Origin of the sequence: Mycobacterium sp. ACS4331 (genome assembly GCF_001667265.1) — a bacterium.
Lineage (GTDB): Bacteria > Actinomycetota > Actinomycetes > Mycobacteriales > Mycobacteriaceae > Mycobacterium.
In genome coordinates this window covers 143,332-161,232 of the sequence record NZ_LZHW01000103.1, presented here as the reverse complement: position 1 = coordinate 161,232, position 17,901 = coordinate 143,332, and the positions used below count along the sequence as shown (strand labels likewise).

17 protein-coding genes are annotated in these 17,901 nt (G+C 68.8%); 12 read left to right on the top strand and 5 right to left on the bottom strand.

Annotation, left to right across the window (positions count from 1 at the left end; all coding sequences use genetic code 11):
- Positions 1-37: 37 nt before the first annotated feature.
- Positions 38-1,087, top strand: a complete 1,050-nt coding sequence (locus A5727_RS25330) for an ABC transporter permease (RefSeq protein ID WP_068257054.1) — start codon at positions 38-40, stop codon at positions 1,085-1,087.
- The gene (locus A5727_RS25325; RefSeq protein WP_068257051.1) at positions 1,087-2,079 is read left to right on the top strand and encodes an ABC transporter ATP-binding protein; all 993 of its coding nucleotides are present in this window, start codon (positions 1,087-1,089) and stop codon (positions 2,077-2,079) included. Before A5727_RS25330 ends, A5727_RS25325 begins: the two co-directional genes overlap by 1 nt.
- 1 nt (position 2,080) lies before the next feature.
- On the opposite strand, the gene A5727_RS25320 is transcribed toward A5727_RS25325, so the two are convergent.
- Positions 2,081-4,045 carry an FUSC family protein gene (locus A5727_RS25320; RefSeq protein WP_068257048.1) on the bottom strand — a complete coding sequence of 655 codons (1,965 nt, stop codon included), beginning with the start codon at positions 4,043-4,045 and terminating at the stop codon, positions 2,081-2,083.
- A 32-nt stretch (positions 4,046-4,077) separates the two neighbouring features.
- On the opposite strand from A5727_RS25320, the gene A5727_RS25315 reads away from it, so the two are divergent.
- Positions 4,078-4,791 carry an EthD domain-containing protein gene (locus A5727_RS25315; protein WP_068257045.1) on the top strand — a complete coding sequence of 238 codons (714 nt, stop codon included), beginning with the start codon at positions 4,078-4,080 and terminating at the stop codon, positions 4,789-4,791.
- Positions 4,792-4,796: 5 nt separating this feature from the next.
- Positions 4,797-5,552 (top strand): enoyl-CoA hydratase/isomerase family protein, encoded by a 756-nt coding sequence (locus tag A5727_RS25310; RefSeq protein WP_068257042.1) that lies wholly within the window; start codon positions 4,797-4,799, stop codon positions 5,550-5,552.
- Between the two features lie 19 nt (positions 5,553-5,571).
- Here the strand turns inward: A5727_RS25310 and A5727_RS25305 are convergent, their stop codons facing one another.
- A complete protein-coding gene (locus A5727_RS25305) occupies positions 5,572-5,760 on the bottom strand; it encodes a (2Fe-2S)-binding protein (protein WP_068257040.1) in 189 nt (62 codons plus the stop codon).
- 258 nt (positions 5,761-6,018) lie between these two features.
- Here A5727_RS25305 and bfr point away from each other — a divergent pair, with 258 nt between their 5' ends.
- The 5 genes from bfr to A5727_RS25280 are packed head-to-tail and all read left to right on the top strand — an operon-like array spanning position 6,019 to position 11,618.
- Complete coding sequence (gene bfr / locus A5727_RS25300; RefSeq protein WP_068257037.1) at positions 6,019-6,498, top strand: bacterioferritin; 480 nt, start codon at positions 6,019-6,021, stop codon at positions 6,496-6,498.
- Positions 6,499-6,550: 52 nt separating this feature from the next.
- The gene (locus tag A5727_RS25295) at positions 6,551-8,587 is read left to right on the top strand and encodes an MDR family MFS transporter (protein ID WP_068257034.1); all 2,037 of its coding nucleotides are present in this window, start codon (positions 6,551-6,553) and stop codon (positions 8,585-8,587) included.
- A 34-nt stretch (positions 8,588-8,621) separates the two neighbouring features.
- Positions 8,622-9,116 (top strand): carboxymuconolactone decarboxylase family protein, encoded by a 495-nt coding sequence (locus A5727_RS25290; RefSeq protein WP_068257031.1) that lies wholly within the window; start codon positions 8,622-8,624, stop codon positions 9,114-9,116.
- 39 nt (positions 9,117-9,155) lie between these two features.
- Entirely contained in the window at positions 9,156-10,508 is a 1,353-nt protein-coding gene (locus A5727_RS25285; RefSeq protein WP_068257028.1) for a type I glutamate--ammonia ligase, read from the top strand.
- Positions 10,509-11,618: an amidohydrolase family protein gene (locus A5727_RS25280; RefSeq protein WP_068257025.1), complete on the top strand. Its 1,110-nt coding sequence runs from the start codon at positions 10,509-10,511 to the stop codon at positions 11,616-11,618.
- Positions 11,619-11,642: 24 nt separating this feature from the next.
- Here the strand turns inward: A5727_RS25280 and A5727_RS25275 are convergent, their stop codons facing one another.
- The gene (locus A5727_RS25275; protein ID WP_068257022.1) at positions 11,643-13,412 is read right to left on the bottom strand and encodes an N-acyl-D-amino-acid deacylase family protein; all 1,770 of its coding nucleotides are present in this window, start codon (positions 13,410-13,412) and stop codon (positions 11,643-11,645) included.
- Positions 13,413-13,421: 9 nt separating this feature from the next.
- Complete coding sequence (locus tag A5727_RS25270) at positions 13,422-13,895, bottom strand: nuclear transport factor 2 family protein (RefSeq protein ID WP_286150276.1); 474 nt, start codon at positions 13,893-13,895, stop codon at positions 13,422-13,424.
- 110 nt (positions 13,896-14,005) lie between these two features.
- Between A5727_RS25270 and A5727_RS25265 the strand changes: the two genes are divergently transcribed.
- Positions 14,006-14,914 (top strand): dienelactone hydrolase family protein, encoded by a 909-nt coding sequence (locus A5727_RS25265; RefSeq protein WP_068257198.1) that lies wholly within the window; start codon positions 14,006-14,008, stop codon positions 14,912-14,914.
- Here the strand turns inward: A5727_RS25265 and A5727_RS25260 are convergent.
- A complete protein-coding gene (locus tag A5727_RS25260) occupies positions 14,902-15,729 on the bottom strand; it encodes a formate/nitrite transporter family protein (protein WP_068257018.1) in 828 nt (275 codons plus the stop codon). The two genes, A5727_RS25265 and A5727_RS25260, sit on opposite strands and share 13 nt — an antisense overlap.
- An 85-nt stretch (positions 15,730-15,814) precedes the next feature.
- On the opposite strand from A5727_RS25260, the gene A5727_RS25255 reads away from it, so the two are divergent.
- Positions 15,815-16,642 (top strand): acyl-CoA thioesterase, encoded by an 828-nt coding sequence (locus A5727_RS25255; protein ID WP_068257195.1) that lies wholly within the window; start codon positions 15,815-15,817, stop codon positions 16,640-16,642.
- 78 nt (positions 16,643-16,720) lie between these two features.
- Entirely contained in the window at positions 16,721-17,836 is a 1,116-nt protein-coding gene (locus A5727_RS25250; RefSeq protein WP_068257015.1) for a glycosyltransferase, read from the top strand.
- Positions 17,837-17,901 lie beyond the last annotated feature (65 nt).

The window sequence follows — 17,901 nt, the reverse complement described above, 5'->3', positions numbered from 1 at the left end:
CACCGCCGAGGTCCCGCATCGCGGTAGATTTCACAGCATGCTCACCGCGGCGTTGCGTGATCTGCAGTGGCGACGCCGTCGCTTCCTGATCGCGATCATCGGCACCGCCTTCGTGTTCGCGATGACGCTGGTGCTGACCGGGTTGGCCAACGGCTTTCGGGTCGAAGCCCGCAACACCGTCAACTCCTTCGGGGTGGACCACTTTCTGATCCAGGCGGGGGCGGTCGGCCCGTTCCTTGGTTCGGTTCCGTTTTCCGCATCTGAAGTTCGTGCAGTCCAACGGATTCCGGGTGTACAGGCAGCAGCTCCGTTGGTGTATGCGGGCACCACCGCGCTCGACAACGGGGTGCCCAGGACCATGAACCTGTTCGGCGCGCCCACCGACGGACCGGGAATGCCGGCGATGTCGCAGGGGCGCCCGCCGGCCAACCCGGACGAGGTCGCGGTGTCCTCGACGCTGGGCCGCAGCCTGGGAGACGACCTCGAGATCGCCACGAGCCGATTGACAGTGGTGGGGATCGTCGAGAACTCGACCGTACTGGCCAAGCAGCCCAACCTGTTCCTCACCGTCGCCGGAGCGCAGCGCCTCGTCTACGGCGGGCAACCCGTGGTCTCCTCGATCGGGATCCGGGGTGACCCCGAGCGCGTACCCGACGGATTCCGGTCCGTGGATCGGCAGAACGCGATCGACGACATGTTGCGCCCACTCAAGGTCGCCGTCGACGCCATCACGGTGATGGCCGTGCTGCTGTGGGTGGTCGCGGCGCTGATCGTGGGCTCGATGATCTACATGTCGGCGTTGGAGAGGGTGCGCGATTTCGCGGTGTTCAAGGCGGTCGGGGTCCCCACCCGGTCGGTGCTGGCCGGACTGGCGCTGCAGGCCGTGATCGTCGCGACCGTGGCCGCTGTGCTGGGAGCGCTGCTCTCCCTGGTGCTGGCGCCGCTGTTCCCCATGCGGGTCGACATCCCCGACGGCGCATTCCTGCTTCTGCCCGTGCTCGCGATCCTGATCGGCCTGGTGGCCAGTGGCGCCGGCCTTCGCCGCGCGGTGACCGTCGATCCGGCCCTGGCGTTCGGAGGTCCCTGATGCGTGAGCTGAGCATCCGCGACCTGGTGGTCGAGTACTCCAGCGGCGGATACGCGGTGCGCCCGATCAATGGACTCGACCTCGACGTCTCGGCCAAGTCCCTGGCCCTGCTGCTGGGCCCCAGCGGGTGCGGCAAGACCACGCTGCTGTCGTGCATCGGCGGCATCCTCAAGCCCACGTCGGGCCGGATCCTGTTCGACGACATCGACGTGACCGCGCTGGACGCCCGCGGTCTGGCGCTCTACCGGCGTCGCAGTGTCGGCATCATCTTCCAGGCGTTCAATCTCGTGCCCAGTCTCAATGCCGCGGAGAACGTCATGGTTCCCATGCGCGCGGCCGGACTGGGGCGTCGGGAGTCGCGGGCACGGGCGGAGGAGCTGCTTTCGCGTGTCGGCCTCGCCGACCGGATGGCGCACCGCCCCGGCGACATGAGCGGCGGACAGCAGCAACGCGTCGCGGTGGCCCGGGCGCTGGCGCTGGACCCGCCGTTGATCCTGGCCGACGAGCCCACCGCGCACCTCGACTTCATCCAGGTCGAGGAGGTGCTGCGGCTGATCCGCGAGCTCGCCGACGATGACCGCGTGGTGGTGGTCGCGACGCACGACAGCCGGATGCTGCCGCTGGCCGACCAGGTGGTGGAGCTGGTGCCCGACGTCGGCACCGCCGATCGTCCACCAGAGACACTCGAGGTGCCCGCCGGGGACGTCGTGTTCCGGCAGAACACCATGGGTGACCTGATCTACGTGGTGTCCGGTGGTGAGTTCGAGATCGTGCGCGAGCTGGCCGACGGCGACGAGGAACTCGTGTCGACCGCCAAGGCGGGGGAGTACTTCGGCGAAATCGGTCCGCTGTTCGGCCTGCCGCGCTCGGCCACTGTGCGCGCCCGCACCGATGGGACGCTCATCGGCTACACCGTCAAGGCGTTCCGGGAGCGCTTGGGCAACAACGGTGTTCGCGACCTGATCGAACACAGACCACTCGACCCCGACTGAGTCACCGGCGAGCCAGGTCGGCCACCTTGAGCAGGTGCCGGGTGATGGTCTCCGTTTCGGCGAGCAGCACACGCTGTGCGGTGTCCTGCTTGCCGAGCAGGCTCGCCGCATCCCGCAGCTGTTGGTCGGCCTCGCCGAGGTGGCGGGCGTCGAGGCTCCACGGCCGTCCGGCGCGCGGTGCCTCGCCACGAAGTGCATCCACGTAATCGTCGACGGCCACCACGAATCGGGGATCCAGCGTGTGAGGTTGCGCGGTGGGGGCGTGCTCCTCCAGCGTCGCGCACGCCCCGGTGACGGCATTGAGGGCCGCGCGATACGCCATCAGCCACCGCCGAACCTCGGGTGCGTCGGCTCGGGCGCTGCCGCTGGTCGCCTCGAACGCCGAGCGCGCACGGGTCGCGCGTTCCCACACCGCCGCGAGGGTCTCGTCGGCGTGGCCGAGTGGGTGCACGAACGCGCGGATCACCGTGGCCGCGTAGTCGATCTCCGCCTTGAGCAGTTCACCGGCGCGTTGCCGCAGCCGGACCAGCGAGCGGTCGGGCAGGATCACATGGCTTGCCACGGCGAGTCCGCCGCCGATGATCGTCGCCAGCAGGCGTTGACTGACGGTGGTCGCGTCGACCGGCCCCGACACGTCGATCAGGAACGACAGGGCGGCCGCGAGCGCGATGGCCAGCGGCACATAACTGAGGCCCACCACGGCGTAGGCCGCCCCGACGAACACGACGGCCAGCGTCGCGGCCACCGCGGGTCCGGGCTGCAGGACCGCCGTCACCGTCGTGGCCACCAGGACACCCGTCGCTGTCCCGGCCACGCGCGCCACGCACCGGGTGTAGGTGTGCGCGGTTTCCGGGCGAAGCACGAGCAGCACCGTCACTGCGATCCAGTACGCGTTGTGCACTCCGGTGACGGCCATGATGAGCATGCCGACGCCGACCGCCGCGGCGAGTCGCACGGCATGGCGCAGGATCGGCGAGTTGCCGTACCACTGGGCGGCGACGGTCGTGCGGGCGGCGCGGGCCGCCGACAACAGATCAGCGCCGCCGAAGTGTTCCGTGACCGCCTCGGTGACCTGCTCGCGCAGTCGGGCGACCACGACGGCGACGTTTCCGTGCAGGGCGGCCGCGGCATCGGTGAGGCGTCGCAACGCCAGATCGGCGTCGGTGCGTGCGGTGGGGGCGTCGCCATCGGATCCCGAAATCGCCTGCAGCGCATCAGCGGTGGCGAGCAGCACCGCCCGCAGATGGGGTGTGCCGGAGTACGGGCGCAGCGCGTTCAACGTCATCGCAATGCGCTCGGGCAGCCCGTACAACCCGCGGTGCGCGGGCGGCCTGCGCCGAGCCTGGTGTTCGGTCAGCGTCGCGGTTTCGCGGAGTTCGATCAGGGGAGTGGGGTCCAGGATCGTGTCGGGGTCGACGGCGATGTGTCGTGCTCCGGTGGCCAGCCATCCGTAGGCGTCGGTGAGGATGCGCCGCTGTCCTCTCCAGCGCTGGCGGGGCCATGCCGCGACCAGCACGGCCTGACTCAGGCCTCCCAGCAGAGCCAGCAGTGCAGCGGTGAGGGCCTCGGGTGGACCGGCGCCGGCCGCGGGTTCAGTGACCAGGAGGATGCTCGAGGATGCGGCCACCAGTCCGACATTGGCGCTGACGGCCCACGCCATGCCGGCGGCCAGACACCAGAGCACCGCCGTCGGTACATACAGGGCGGGATGCGGGGCGGCCAGTTCGCCGACGAACGCCGCGAGGGCCATTGCGGCCGAAGCCGAGACGACGAGTGGGAGCCGGCCGCGGGGGCTGTCCTGCAGGGCGATGGCGCCGGCGATCGCACCACTGAGCCCGGCCGCGATGGCACCCGCAGCGGAGCCGATCTCGAGTGCCACGAGCACCGAGAGCAGGATTCCGAGCAGACTCCGAGTCACTTCGCCGACATACGGCCACGGCGGCCGCAGGGCGAGGGCCCGCAACATACCTGCCATTATGCGCGGGTAGGTTCGCGATCGTGGAGAAGGTCATCGTGATCATGCAACCGCGTGTCGCCGACGACGGCTGGTGCGACCGACTGCGCGGGCCGGTCGCCGACGCCCTGCTCGATCTCGGGCTGCCGGGGGTGACCGTCAACGTCAAGGATTCCGCGGTGCGGGACTCCCTGATGACATTGACGACGCTGGATCCGCCGGTGGCCGCCATCGTGACCCTCTGGTCACAGCAGCACTACGGCGCCGACGTGGCGGCCGCGCTCGATGTGCTCGGGAACGAATCCGACCGGCTGGCAGGCTATCTGGTGACCGAGTCGGTGCCGTTGCCGCCGCCGGTGCACATCGGCGAACGGACACCGGGACTGGCCAACGTCGCGCTGCTGCGCCGGCCCGAGCGTCTCGACGAGGCGACCTGGCTGCGGCGATGGCACATCGACCACACGCCGGTGGCGATCGCGACGCAGGCGACGTTCGGGTATGTGCAGAACACCGTCGTGCGGGCCCTGACGGCACACGCGCCCCGGGTGGACGCAATCGTCGAGGAGTTGTTCCCCGCCGCCGCGGTGACGGACCTGATGGCGTTCTTCGGCGCGGCCGACGACGCCGATCTCAACGACCGGCTGAGCCGAATGGTCGCCAGCACAGCGGCGTTCGGCGCCAATGAGAACGTCGACACGGTGCCGACGAGCCGGTACGTCCGCAGGTCGCCGTTCGCGGACACCCCTGCGCTAGGTTGATCCGCGTGACGCTCACGATCGCCGACGAGAATCGGGTCCGGACCATCACGTTGAACCGGCCGGAGGCGCTCAACGCCTTCAACGAGGCCCTCTACGACGCCACGGCCATCGCGCTGCGAGAGGCCGCGCAGGATCCGGAGGTGTCGGTGGTGCTGCTGACCGGTGCCGGACGGGCTTTCACGGCCGGTACGGATCTGACTGAGATGCAGGCGATGTTCACCGATCCGGACTTCACGTTCGGTGAGTACGGCTTCAACGGTCTGATCGATGCCCTGGCCGAGTTCCCCAAACCGTTCATCTGCGCGGTCAACGGGGTCGGACTGGGCGCCGGAGCCACAATCCTCGGGTTCGCGGATCTGGTCTTCATGTCGACCGAGGCCCGGCTGAAGTGCCCGTTCACCTCGCTGGGGGTGGCGCCGGAGGCCGCGTCGTCATATCTGCTGCCCCAGCTGCTCGGCAGGCAGAACGCGGCCTGGCTGCTGCTGTCCTCCGAGTGGGTGGGCGCGGAGGAGGCCAGGCAGATGGGCTTGGTCTGGAAGGTGTGCGAACCCGACTCGCTGCTGGCTGAGGCGCGCAGGCACGCCGAACTGCTGGCCTCGCGTCCCCTGTCGAGCCTGATGGCGGTGAAGAGGACGATGACAGCGCCGTTGCTGGAGGAGATCGCGGCGGCCCGCAAGCGCGAGAACGCGTGCTTTGCGGAACTTCTCGGTGGTGCCGAGAACGCCGAGGCGCTGGCCGAGTTCAACGACCGCAGGGCGTAGTTCGCAGTTGGGTGCGAAGTTAGCTGGCCACCGTGATGCTGACCCTCGCGGCCTCCGCCTCGATGATGGCTCGGACGGTGTGACGGCACCTGCCGCAGTCGGTGCCGGCCCCGCAGGCCTGTGCGACCTGTTTGGAGGTGCAGGCCCCCTTGGCCACGGCGTCGGCGACTTCGTGGCTGGTCGCACCGGTGCAGAGGCACACGTACATCTATGCGGCCTCCTTGCGGGCGTCACGGCCGAACCGGGTCATGGTTGGTGAGTCTAACCTAACTTAGGCGGAAATGTTAGGGCAGCCTGCCCCTAATTTCGTGAGGCTTACCTACCCGGAAGAGTTTGCGGTGCCGCGGCGATTTGTCACGCTTCGGACCTGTTTCTGGGCTACATTCAATGGGTGCAGCAGCGACGTTCAGCCCACGTCCACTGCGGTTTTCACCACTGACAGCCCATGCTCTGACGAGGAGTGCTCATGCAAGGCGATCCAGAGGTTTTGAAGTTGCTCAACGAGCAGCTGACCAGTGAATTGACGGCGATCAACCAGTACTTCCTGCATTCGAAGATGCAGGACAACTGGGGTTTCACCGAGTTGGCCGCGCACACCCGCGCCGAGTCGTTCGACGAGATGAAGCACGCCGAGGCCATCACTGACCGCATTCTGCTGCTCGACGGGCTGCCCAATTATCAGCGGCTGTTCTCCCTGCGGGTCGGTCAGACGCTGCGGGAGCAGTTCGAAGCGGACCTGGCGATCGAGAGGGAAGTGCTGGAGCGTCTGCGCCCAGGGGTGATCATGTGTCGCGAGAAGCAGGACAGCACCAGCGCGTCGCTGCTCGAGGGCATCATCGCGGACGAGGAGAGCCACGTCGACTACCTCGAGACGCAGTTGGAGTTGATGGACAAGCTCGGCGAGCAGCTCTACGCGGCGCAGTGTGTGTCGCGGCCGCCGAGCTGATTGATTCCATAGCTCTGCTAACAAAGTCGTCACCGGCGGGTATAGACCGGGTATGACGACAGCTCCCACGGCCGATCCCGAAGCCGGCAGCGCGCTGATCAGCCCGCAACGGCGGAACCTGATCTTCGTCGCGGTTCTGCTCGGCATGCTGCTGGCGGCACTCGACCAGACGATCGTCGCCACCGCTCTGCCGACGGTGGTGGCCGACCTCGGCGGCGCGGGCCACCAGTCGTGGGTGGTCACCAGCTATCTGTTGGCATCGACCATCGCGACGGCCATCGTCGGCAAGCTCGGTGACCTGTTCGGACGCAAGGCCGTGTTCCAGGCCTCGATCGTGTTCTTCCTGCTCGGTTCGGTGCTCTGCGGTCTGGCGACCTCGATGGGCATGCTCGTGGCGGCGCGCGCTCTGCAGGGCATCGGCGGCGGCGCGATCATGGTGACCTCGATGGCCGTCATCGGCGAGGTCATCCCGTTGCGTGATCGCGGTCGGTACCAGGGCGCCCTGGGTGCGGTGTTCGGTGTCACCACGGTGATCGGCCCTCTGCTCGGCGGATTCTTCACCGACCACATGACGTGGCGGTGGGCGTTCTGGATCAATGTGCCGGTCGCGATCGTGGTGTTCGCCGTCGCGGTGGCGGCGATCCCCTCGCTGGCGCGGTCCTCGAAACCCGTAATCGACTACGCCGGCATCGTGCTGGTCGGCATCGGGGCCTCGGGCCTGACGCTGGCGACCAGTTGGGGCGGCGGCGAATACGCGTGGGGGTCACCGATGATCGTGGGCCTGTTCCTCGGCTCGGCGATCGCCCTGGCGTTCTTCGTCCGGGTGGAACTGCGTGCGGCGGAACCCATCCTGCCGATCCGGCTGTTCGCGAGTCCCGTGTTCACGGTGTGCTGCATCCTGGCCTTCATAGTGGGCTTCGCGATGCTCGGGGCCATGACGTTCCTGCCGACCTTCATGCAGTTCGTCGACGGTGTGTCCGCCACCGAATCGGGTCTGCGCACACTGCCCATGGTGCTCGGCCTCCTCATCACGTCCATCGGCAGCGGGCAGATCGTCGGGCGCACCGGGCGCTACAAGATCTTCCCCATCGTGGGCACCGCGGTGATGGCCCTCGGATTCCTCCTGCTGTCCCAGTTGGGCGTCGGTGCCCCGCTGTGGCGCGAGGGTCTGTTCCTGTTCATCCTCGGCACCGGTATCGGCATGTGCATGCAGGTGCTGGTGTTGACGGTGCAGAACACCGCCGCCTTCGCCGATCTGGGGGTGGCCACCTCGGGTGTCACGTTCTTCCGGACCATCGGCAGTTCGTTCGGCGCGGCGATCTTCGGCTCGCTGTTCGCCAACTTCCTCGCCGGCCGCATCGGGCCCGCGCTGCTGGCCTCGGGGGCGCCACCCGAGGCCGCCGAGTCGCCGAAGGCGCTGCACGGGTTGTCCGCCGAGATGGCTCGGCCGATCGTCGAGGCGTATGCCGACTCGCTGGGCCGGGTGTTCCTGTGCGCGGTCCCGGTGGCTCTCGTGGGCTTCGTGGTGGCCCTGTTCCTCAAGGAGGTGCCGCTGCGTGAGATGGACGTGGCCGCGGCGGCCGACCTCGGCGAGGGGTTCGGCATGCCCAGCACCGAATCGCCCGAGAAGATCCTCGAGGTCGCGGTGGGCCGGATGTTCCGGGACTCGCCGGAAATCCGGCTGCGAAACCTGGCCGGACGGCACGGCTGTGTGCTCGACGTGCCCGAATTGTGGGCGCTGCTGCAGATCTACCGGCAGAATCAGGTGTTCGGTTCGGCCGACATCGGCAACATCGCCGACCGCCTGCGGGTGCCGCGGGAGGTCATCGAGCCCGCATTCGATCGGCTGGTCGAGCGGGGATGCGCGCTGCGCACGGGCGACCTGCTGTGGCTGACGCAGATGGGCGTGTCGCAGGTCGACTCGGTCTCGGGGGCGATCGTGGAGCGCATCGTCGCCAAGCTCGCGGCCTCGCCGACGTTCGACGGCCGTCCGGACCGGGAGCAGGTGGAGGCCGCCCTCGAACGCATCGCGCACAGAATGCTCGTGCAGCGGGAATGGAGCGACGAACCGGTTCTGGCGCGAAACTAGAACGCGTTCCATTCTCGGGCGTAGCATCGCCGCTATGAGTCGAATCGGAGACTTCCCCGACGACGACGTCGCGGGGTGGATGCTCAAATCGCCGAAGATCGGTGGGGCGCTGGCCGGGTTCACCCGTGCGGTCTATGACGAGAACCGTCTTCCGATGCGGGTGCGCGAACTCGCGCGCATCGTCATCGCCCACGACAACGAGTGCACGGTGTGCGTCAACACCCGCGACGCCGACGGCCCCGCCGCCGGGGTGGACGAGGAGCTCTACGATCACGCGCCGGAATGGCGCACCTGGCCCGGCTATTCCGACCAGGAACGCATCGCCGCCGAGTTCGCGCACCGGTTCGCCACGGAGCACACCGCCCTGCGTGACGATGAGGACTTCTGGCAGCGCGCCGCCGAGCACTTCTCCGACGAGCTTCTCGCCGACCTCGCGCTCTCGTGCGCCATGTGGGTCGGCATGGGTCGCGTCCTGCGCACCCTGGACATCGGGCAGAGCTGCAGGCTCACTCTGCCCAGCCGCGCCTGAAGCCTGGCCGCCGACGCCGGTCCGGAGGAGGATGTGGCCATGACCGCCGCCTCCACGCCGGCCGCATCCATCGCCCAGTTGAAGGCCAACGGCGCCGCGACGGTGCTGGGCACCGTCGTCAACCCGGCGGGGCTGACACAGGCCAAGATGGTGCCGATCGGCCGCATCCACGCATTCGCCGAACCCGGACTGGGCGCAAGCCCGGTCTGGCACGGTTTCGCCATCGACCAGACCGGCGTTGTGAAGACCGACTCGATCGGTGTCGTCGGCGACCAGCGCGTGCGCATCGACCTGACCGCACTGCACGGCATCGGTGACGGATTCGTCTGGGCGCCAGGGGAGTTCTTCGACCAGGACGGCAATCGCATCCCGATGTGCAGCCGCGGCACCCTGGCCCGGGTGGAGGCGCGACTGGCCGAGGCGGGTCTGACGGCGTTCGTCGGACACGAACTCGAGTTCGTGCTGGTCGGCCCCGACGGTGCGCGCCTGCCGACCCACCTCTGGGCGCAATACGGTCTGACCGGTGTATTGGAGCACGAGGGATTTGTGCACGACGTCATGGCCGCGGCCGCCGCCGCCGGCGTGGACATCGAGCAGTTCCATCCCGAGTACGGTCAGAACCAGTTCGAGATCTCGCTGCGCCCCCAGCCCCCAGTGCCGGCCGCCGACCACCTGATGTTGTTGCGCCTCATCGTGTCCCGCGTGGCGCGCCGTTTCGGGCTGCGCGTCAGCCTGTCGCCGGTGCCGTTCGCCGGTGGCGTCGGAACCGGTGCCCACCAGCACTTCTCACTGTTCAAGGACAGGAGGTCGGTGTTCTCCGGCGGCTCAGGTCCCTACGGCCTGACCGATGAGGGGCAGCATGCCATCGCGGGCCTGCTGGCCGGACTGCCTGAGGCTCAAGGCATTCTGGCAGGCTCGATCCTGTCCGGGATGCGCATGCAACCGGGGTTCTGGGCAGGTGCGTTCATCTGCTGGGGCGCCGAGAACCGCGAGGCCGCGGTGCGTCTCCTGGTCGGGGGTCCGGCCAATCCCCACGGTGCCAATCTCGAGGTCAAGCCCATCGACCCGTCGGCCAACGTCTACCTGGCCAGTGCGGCGATCCTCGGGCTCGCGCTCCACGGCATCGAGCGAAGGGCCGCCCTGGGACCTGAGACCACGATCGATCCGGCGCTGCAGACCAAGTCGGAGCGAAGGAGGGCCGGCACGGTCCAGCTTCCGGACCGCCAGGCCGACGTCATAGACACCCTGGACTCCTCGACTCTGCTGCGGGATCTGCTCGGCGACGGTGTGGTCGACATGTCGGTGGCTGTGCGCCGGCACGAGATCCACCACTACGGCGCGTTGGCGCCCGACGAGCTCGCCGACCGGTTCCGGCTCGCGTGGAGCCTGTGAGTGAGCGCGCTCGCCGACCACATCGCCGCGGTCGCGCTGATCGACCACCACGTGCACGGATGCTGGACGGGCGACGGCGATCAGGCCCGCTTTCAGAACGCCCTCAACGAGGCCGACACCGAACCTCTCGCCGAACCGGACTCGGTGTTCGACAGCCAATTGGGTTTCGCGGTGCGGACGCACTGCGCACCGGTGCTCGGACTGCCGGCACACACTGAGCCGCAGGACTATTGGGAACGACGGCAGCGGATGGGTGAGGCCGAGGTCGCGCAGACGTTCCTCCGCGGCTGCGGGGTCACCGACTGGATTGTGGACACCGGCTTCGCCGACGGTGTCGCCGGACCCGACGAGGTCGGCCGAGCATCCGGCGGACGCGCGCACGAGGTGGTCCGCCTCGAACAGGTCGCCGAGCAGGCCGCCGCGGCACCGGGAGGCTATGGGGAGGCGTTCGCCGAGATCCTCGCCGCCCGAGCCGAACACGCCGTGGGCACCAAGACCATCCTCGCCTACCGCGGGGGGTTCGAGGGGGACCTCGGTGAGCCCAGCGTACGTGAGGTCGCCGAGGCGGCCAGCAGATGGCGCGACGAGGGCGGCCGGCGTCTGACCGACCGCACACTGCTGAGGTTCGGCCTCCACCAGGGACTGCGACTGGGCAAGCCGTTGCAGATCCACGTCGGCTTCGGCGACCGGGACCTTGACCTGAACCGCGCCAATCCGCTTCTGCTGCTGGACTTTCTGCGATCCTCGGGCGGCACGCCGATCACTCTGCTGCACTGCTACCCCTTCGAGCGTGAGGCGGGTTATCTCGCCCAGGCCTTCGACAACGTCTTCGTCGACGTCGGCTTGAGCGTCAACCACGTCGGCGCGCGCTCGCCCTCGGTGATCGCGCGCCTGCTCGAACTCGCGCCCTTCCGCAAGATTCTGTACTCCTCGGACGCCTTCGGGCCCGCCGAACTGCACTTCCTCGGCGCCCGGTTGTGGCGGCTCGGCATGACCCGGGTGCTCACGGGTTTCGTCGACTCGGGAGAGTGGTCACGGCGCGATGCGATGCGGGTGGTTGACCTGATCGCGCACCGCAACGCCCAGCGGGTGTACCCAGAACTGGGCTGACGGTCGCCGATGCGGCAGTGGGGCTCAGCGCACCCCGCGGATCAGAGCGCCGGGCCGAGCGCCGGTGTCGGCACCGTGCCGCCGAGTCACCACGCCGCTGACCACCGTCGCGTCGTAGCCGGCGGCACCCTGGATCAACCGGCGCCCACCGGCGGGCAGGTCGTGCACCATTCGCGGCACGTCCAGCGTCAGCGCGTCCATGTCGATGACGTTCATGTCGGCCTTCTTGCCGACCGCGAGCACACCGCGATCCGACAGCCCGAAAAGCGTTGCGGTGTCCAGGGTCTGCTTGCGCACGACGTACTCCAGGGAGAACTTCGGCCCGCGGTGCCGATCCCGCGCCCAGTGCGTCAGCATGAAGGTGGGGTAGGAGGCGTCGCAGATCAGACCGCAGTGCGCCCCGCCGTCGGACAGTCCCGACACCGCGGCGGGATGGGTCATCATGTCGTAGATCGCGTCGTGGTTGCCCTCGGCGTAGTTGAAGAACGGAAGCATCAGCATCGCGGTGCCGTCGGCCTCCAGCATCAGGTCATACAGCATGGCCAGCGGGTCCTGGCCGTACCGGGCGGCGATCGCGGCCACCGTCTGATCGGGCGTCGGCTCGTAGTCCGGCGGATCGCCGATGGGGAAGATGCGGTCCAGGCTGTGCTGGATCAGCGCGAACAGACCGTCGAACAACGGGACCGGCGAAGGCGGCAGATCCTGCTCCGCGAGGATGGTCGCTCGCACCCGCGGATCGGCCAGTCGGCGGGTCAGCTCCTCCTGTTCGTACCGGGCCGCCAAGGCGCGGTAGGTCGGGCGGTGCGTGAACGCGTGGTAGCCCGGGAAGCCGAACAGCATGCCGAAGGGTCGGGCCGCGAACTGTGCGTAGACCTCGATGCCGTTCTCCAGCGCCTTCCCAGCCCGCTCCAGCTGCCGGCGCCACAGATCCGGTGCACCGCCGGTTTGAATCATCGTGAACGACACAGGCCGTTCGATCTCCGCGGCGAGCTTGGTCATCCAGTCCATCTCCCGCATGCACGCCTCGGCGGGTGACTCGCCGGCCGTGCCCTGCGGCGAGACCTCGAACACCGCGCGTCCGCCGGCGGCCATGGCCCGCCCGAGCCCGAAGAGTTCGGCTTCGGCGGCGTATGTGCCGGGCACCGGTTCACCGTCGATGGCGCGGTGTGCTTCCGTGCGGGAGGTCGAGAATCCCAGCGCACCGGCCTCGACGGCCTCCTGCACGATCCGTGCCATCACGGCGATGTCGTCCTCGGTCGCCTCCTCGTTGCGGGCGCCGCGCTCGCCCATGGCGTAGCCGCGCACCGCGCCGTGCGCGATCTGCGTCCCGAAATCGACTGCCAAGGAGCGCTTCTCGATGGCGTCCAGGTACTCGGGGAAGGTGCGCCAGTTCCAGGCGATGCCCTCGGCCAGCGCCGTGCCGGGGATGTCCTCGACGCCCTCCATCAACTCGATGAGCCACTGCTCACGGCCGGGCTGCACCGGCGCGAAGCCGACCCCGCAGTTGCCGCTCACGACGGTCGTCACACCGTGCATGCTCGACGGTTCCAGCAGATCGTCCCAGCTGACCTGACCGTCGTAATGCGTGTGGATGTCGACGAATCCGGGTGTGATCACGCGTCCGCCCGCGTCGATGTGGTCGGCGCTGTTCTCCAGCAGATCGGTCGAGTCGGTGAAGGCGTCGCGGCGACGGATCTCGACGATCCGTCCGTCCTTGACGGCGATGTCGGCGGCGAAGCGATCGGCGCCGGTGCCGTCGACGACGGTCCCGCCGGTGATGGTCAGGTCATACATGTGTGCTCCTCAGACCAGTCCGGTCGCGTCGAACACCCACGACATGTCGGCGTCGGCGAAATCGGACATCCATGTCGGTGGTGCATGGTCGGCCAGCGCACCCATATCCCAGTAGTCCTTCCACAGGGTGATCAGACCGTCACGCACCCGGTGCACGCTCACGAACTGCAGGATCGCGGATTCGCCTGTGGCCCAGTGCCACTCCTCATGGTGTTCGTACATCACATCGGCGCCGGTGTGCACCATCAGGCCGGGGAAGTTCGCATACGACGCCAACGGTTCCAGCCCGATCTTCAAGCGTTTGACGATGTCCACGGGGCCACGCGCCGCGGCGGCCGGGCCGACCGGCATGTCGAGATAGATGCAGTCCGGGGCCAGGTGGGTCTGCAGGCGGTCCCAGTCCCGGTCGGACAGCGCCTGCCACATAGCGCGCACGGTCTCGGTGACGTCGGAGCGGGTGTCGACGGACGTGTCGTGGGTCACAGCACTAGATAGAACCTGTTGCAGTCCGCGTAGTCAACGATTACGTGAACACTTTCCTGTGTTTGTCAACTCGCCTGTTCGCGGGCCACTCCGCGACGATACTGACGATGATGACGCCGCTGCAGCGCTACATCGCCGAAGAGATCGCCACCGACCACGCCGACGGACTGCTGACCCGCCGCGAGGCGATGCGGCGCCTGGGCCTGCTTGGCCTGTCGACAGCTGCCGCGACCGGATTGATCGCCGCGTGCCGAACTGACCGCGGCGCGCCCGCGTCGGCTCCCGTCGACACCGACTCGACGTCCGCCTCTGCGGCGGCGCCCGGGATGGATCGGGCGCTCCCCACCGCACCGATCACCTGGCCTGGACCGCGTGGAGAGCTGCAGGGCGCATGGGCGCAGGCCGAGACGCCGCGTGGGGCTGTGCTGGTGATCCATGAGAACAAGGGACTCAACGACTGGGTGCGCTCGGTGGCCGGACGGTTGGCGGGTGCGGGCCAGTCGGCACTCGCCATCGATCTGCTCTCCGAGGAGGGGGGCACCGCACGCTACGCAGATCCCGCGGAGGCCACCGCGGCGCTCGGTGCGGTCGATCCCCAGCGCTTCGTCGACGATCTGCGGTCCGGCCTCGATGAGCTTGCGCGACGCACACCGGCCGCCAAGCTGGCCGTCGTCGGCTTCTGCTTCGGCGGCGGTATGACCTGGCGGCTGCTCGCCGCCGGTGAACCCCGACTGGCCGCGGCCGCGCCCTTCTATGGGCCACTGCCCGAGAATCCGGACTTCGCAGGCTCCAAAGATGCTGCGGTGCTTGGTTTCTATGGTGCTCTCGACACGCGGATCACCTCCGCCGAGCCGGCGGCGCGGGCGGCTCTGGAGCGTGCCGGACTGGTCCACGAGCTGGTCGTCGAACCCGAAGCCGACCACGCCTTCTTCAACGACACCGGCCAGCGATACAACGCGGCCGCCGCAGCCGACGCGTGGCGGCGGCTGCAGGACTGGTTCACCCGCTATCTGGGTTGAGCGTCGGGCTGGGTGTCGTCGCGTGCCTCGGCGACCTTGTGCGGCACCTGCATCAGACGCAGCACGGTGACGAGGCCGAGTCCGCCCATGGCGTTGCCCAGGATCGCCAGCCAGAGCATGTCGGCGACGTCGAGATAGCCGAACGATGCGCCGCTGACGAGCGCGGTGAAGCAGAAGATGGACGACACGATCGCGTGGTTGATGTGTCCGACCGACAAGGTGAACCCGATGATGACCGCGGGCACCAGGCGCAGACCGTCGGAGTCGGTCGAGTGCTGCAGATGGGTCATCAGGGTCACGAGCATGCCGCCGACCACCGCCAGTGCGAACACCTGCCATGTGGTTCCCAGGCCGACGTAGTCGGCGGCGGTCTCCGTGGCGGTTCGTCGCAGGCTGGGGAACGCGAGCATCAGCAGCGCGGCGCTGAACCAGCCCGCGGCCAGGTTGGTGACCAGGGTGGTGGCCCAGAGGCGCACCAGCGCGCCCGCGGTGGCCTCCTTGGCGATCACCGCCGCGACCGGCACCAGGAAGTTCTCGGTGAACAACTCACTTTTGGCCATCGTCAGGGCGATGAACCCGATGGAGAAGGCCAGCGCTGACAGCAGCGGATCTCCGGTGAGGTGCTTGACCAGCAGGTACGCGAGCACGCCCACGCCGATGTCGAGGCCCCCGAGCACCCCGGTGGCGATCAGCTGCAACCACGAGCGTCCGAGCCGTTGGCGGCCCTCGTCGATCGTGCGGTCGAAGGTCTCCTCCTCGTCGGCGGGAGCGACCTGGGGTTCGACGCTGTCGGCGTCCCCGTCGGGCCGAGTCATGCCCGCTCAACGTCGGTTCCGGGGCCCGCAACCGCCGAGCCGACCTGCTCGCGTCGGCCATCCGCGCATGCGGCAGGATCGCGACGTGTCTTCTTCGCTGGGCGATGTGCTCGCCACGCTGCGGCTCGAACGGGTGAACGCCTCATTCTTCGTAGGTGACCAATTGCCCGCGCCCGCAAACCACATCCTGGGCGGCCACATCTCCGCGCAGGCCCTGATGGCGGCGAGCCTGACAGCTCCCGGGCGTTCGCCGCACAGCGTGCACACCTACTTCCTGCGCCCCGGTGATGCGCGCCGGCCCGTGGACTTCGAGGTGGTCGAACTCCAGGAGGGCCGGACCTTCTCCGCGCGCCGGGTCACCGCGCGGCAGGACGGTCAGGTCCTGCTCGAGGCCATGTCCTCGTTCAAGGAGGTGGGAGCGCCCGCCGACCTCGAGTACCAGCCGCCGATGCCGGCGGTGCCGCAACCGGAGAAGGTGGCCCCCGCGACGCCGCATGTCGCCGAGTCCGACGACGTCGGGAAGAACCAGTGGGCCAGCCTGCGCTGGTTCGCGCGCCGGGTCATCGACGCCGACCGGCTCCCGCCGGCCCGGTCCCGGATCTGGTGGCGGCCCGACGGGGACGTCCCCACCGACGACCCCGCACTCACGGGTGCCCTGGTGGCCTATCTGTCGGCGGTCACGCTGACAGAGCCCGCCTTCGCCGCGCGGGGGCAGTTGGGGCCGTCGGCTCAGCGGGACCATTCGGTGTGGTTCCACAGCCCGGCCGTGCTGTCGGACTGGCTGCTCTACGACATGGCCTCGCCGAGCAGCGCCGACTCGCTGGCGTTGGCGCGCGGACAGATGTACAACCGCAACGGCGACCTGGTGTGCACCGTCACGCAGGAGATGTACTTTCCGCCCGCGCGGCGCTGACGTCGTTCATCGACTGTTCAGGTCCACGTGGTCACGCCGTGGACGCCGGAACACCCCGCACCGCTGAGATGAACTCCGATGCGGGTGGTGCAGGTGGCGAACTTCTATGGGCCCCGGTCGGGCGGACTGCGCACCGCGGTCGACCGGTTGGGCGCCGAGTACTGCCGGGCCGGACACGAGGTGTACCTGATCGTGCCGGGGACCCGGCCGGAGCGCGTCCGATTGGAATCGGGTGTGGTCCGGGTGTCGGTTCCGGCGCCTCGCATCCCGTGCACCGGCGGCTACCGCGCGGTGCTGCCGGGTCCCGTCCTCGACATCGTCGGCGATCTGTGTCCCCACGCGCTCGAGGTCTCCGACCGCTTCACGCTGCGGTCGTTGGGCCGGTGGGGCAGCCGGCACGGTGTGCGGACGGTGATGATCTCGCACGAGCGCCTCGATCGGCTCACCGCACAGGTGCTGCCGTCTCGGGTCGCCCGCGCCGCCGCGGACTTCGCGAACCGGCGCACGGCCCGCGACTACGACACGGTGCTGTGCACGACGGCGTTCGCGCGCGAGGAGTTCGATCGCATCGGTGCTCGCAATGTTCTGACGGTCCCACTCGGGGTCGACCTCGAGGTCTTTCACCCCCGACACCACTCGGCGCAACTGCGCACCCGCTGGGTGCGGCCGAACCAGCTGCTGCTCGTCCACTGCGGCCGGCTGTCGGTCGAGAAGCGCGCGGATCGAAGCATCGATACCGTTGCGGCACTGCGTGATTCGGGAATCGATGCGCGGTTGGTGATCGTCGGGGACGGTCCGCTGCGGGCGCGGCTGGAACGGCAGGCGAGCCGGCTTCCCGTGCACTTCACCGGCTTCATCGACGAGCGACAACAGGTGGCGGCGCTGCTGGCCTCGGCGGACGTGGCGCTGGCGCCGGGACCGCACGAGACCTTCGGCCTGGCCGCGCTGGAGGCGCTGGCGTGCGGCACCCCGGCGGTCGTGTCGCGAACGTCGGCGCTGACCGAGATCCTGTGCGCCGACAGCGGCGCGTGTGCCGACAACGATCCGCAGGCGATCGCCGCGGCCGTCGCCGCACTGGTGCAGCGTCCCGAGTGGGCGCGCAGGACCGCGGCGCGGCGTCGTGCCGAACGGTTCACCTGGCCGGCGTCTGCCGCGGGCATGCTCAGCGCGCTGTGCACGGGTCACCCGGCCTGAGTTTGGCCTGTGCCGATCAGGGAACCCTCGTTTTTACGGGGCCGTAGACGCGCGGGCCCACCGAT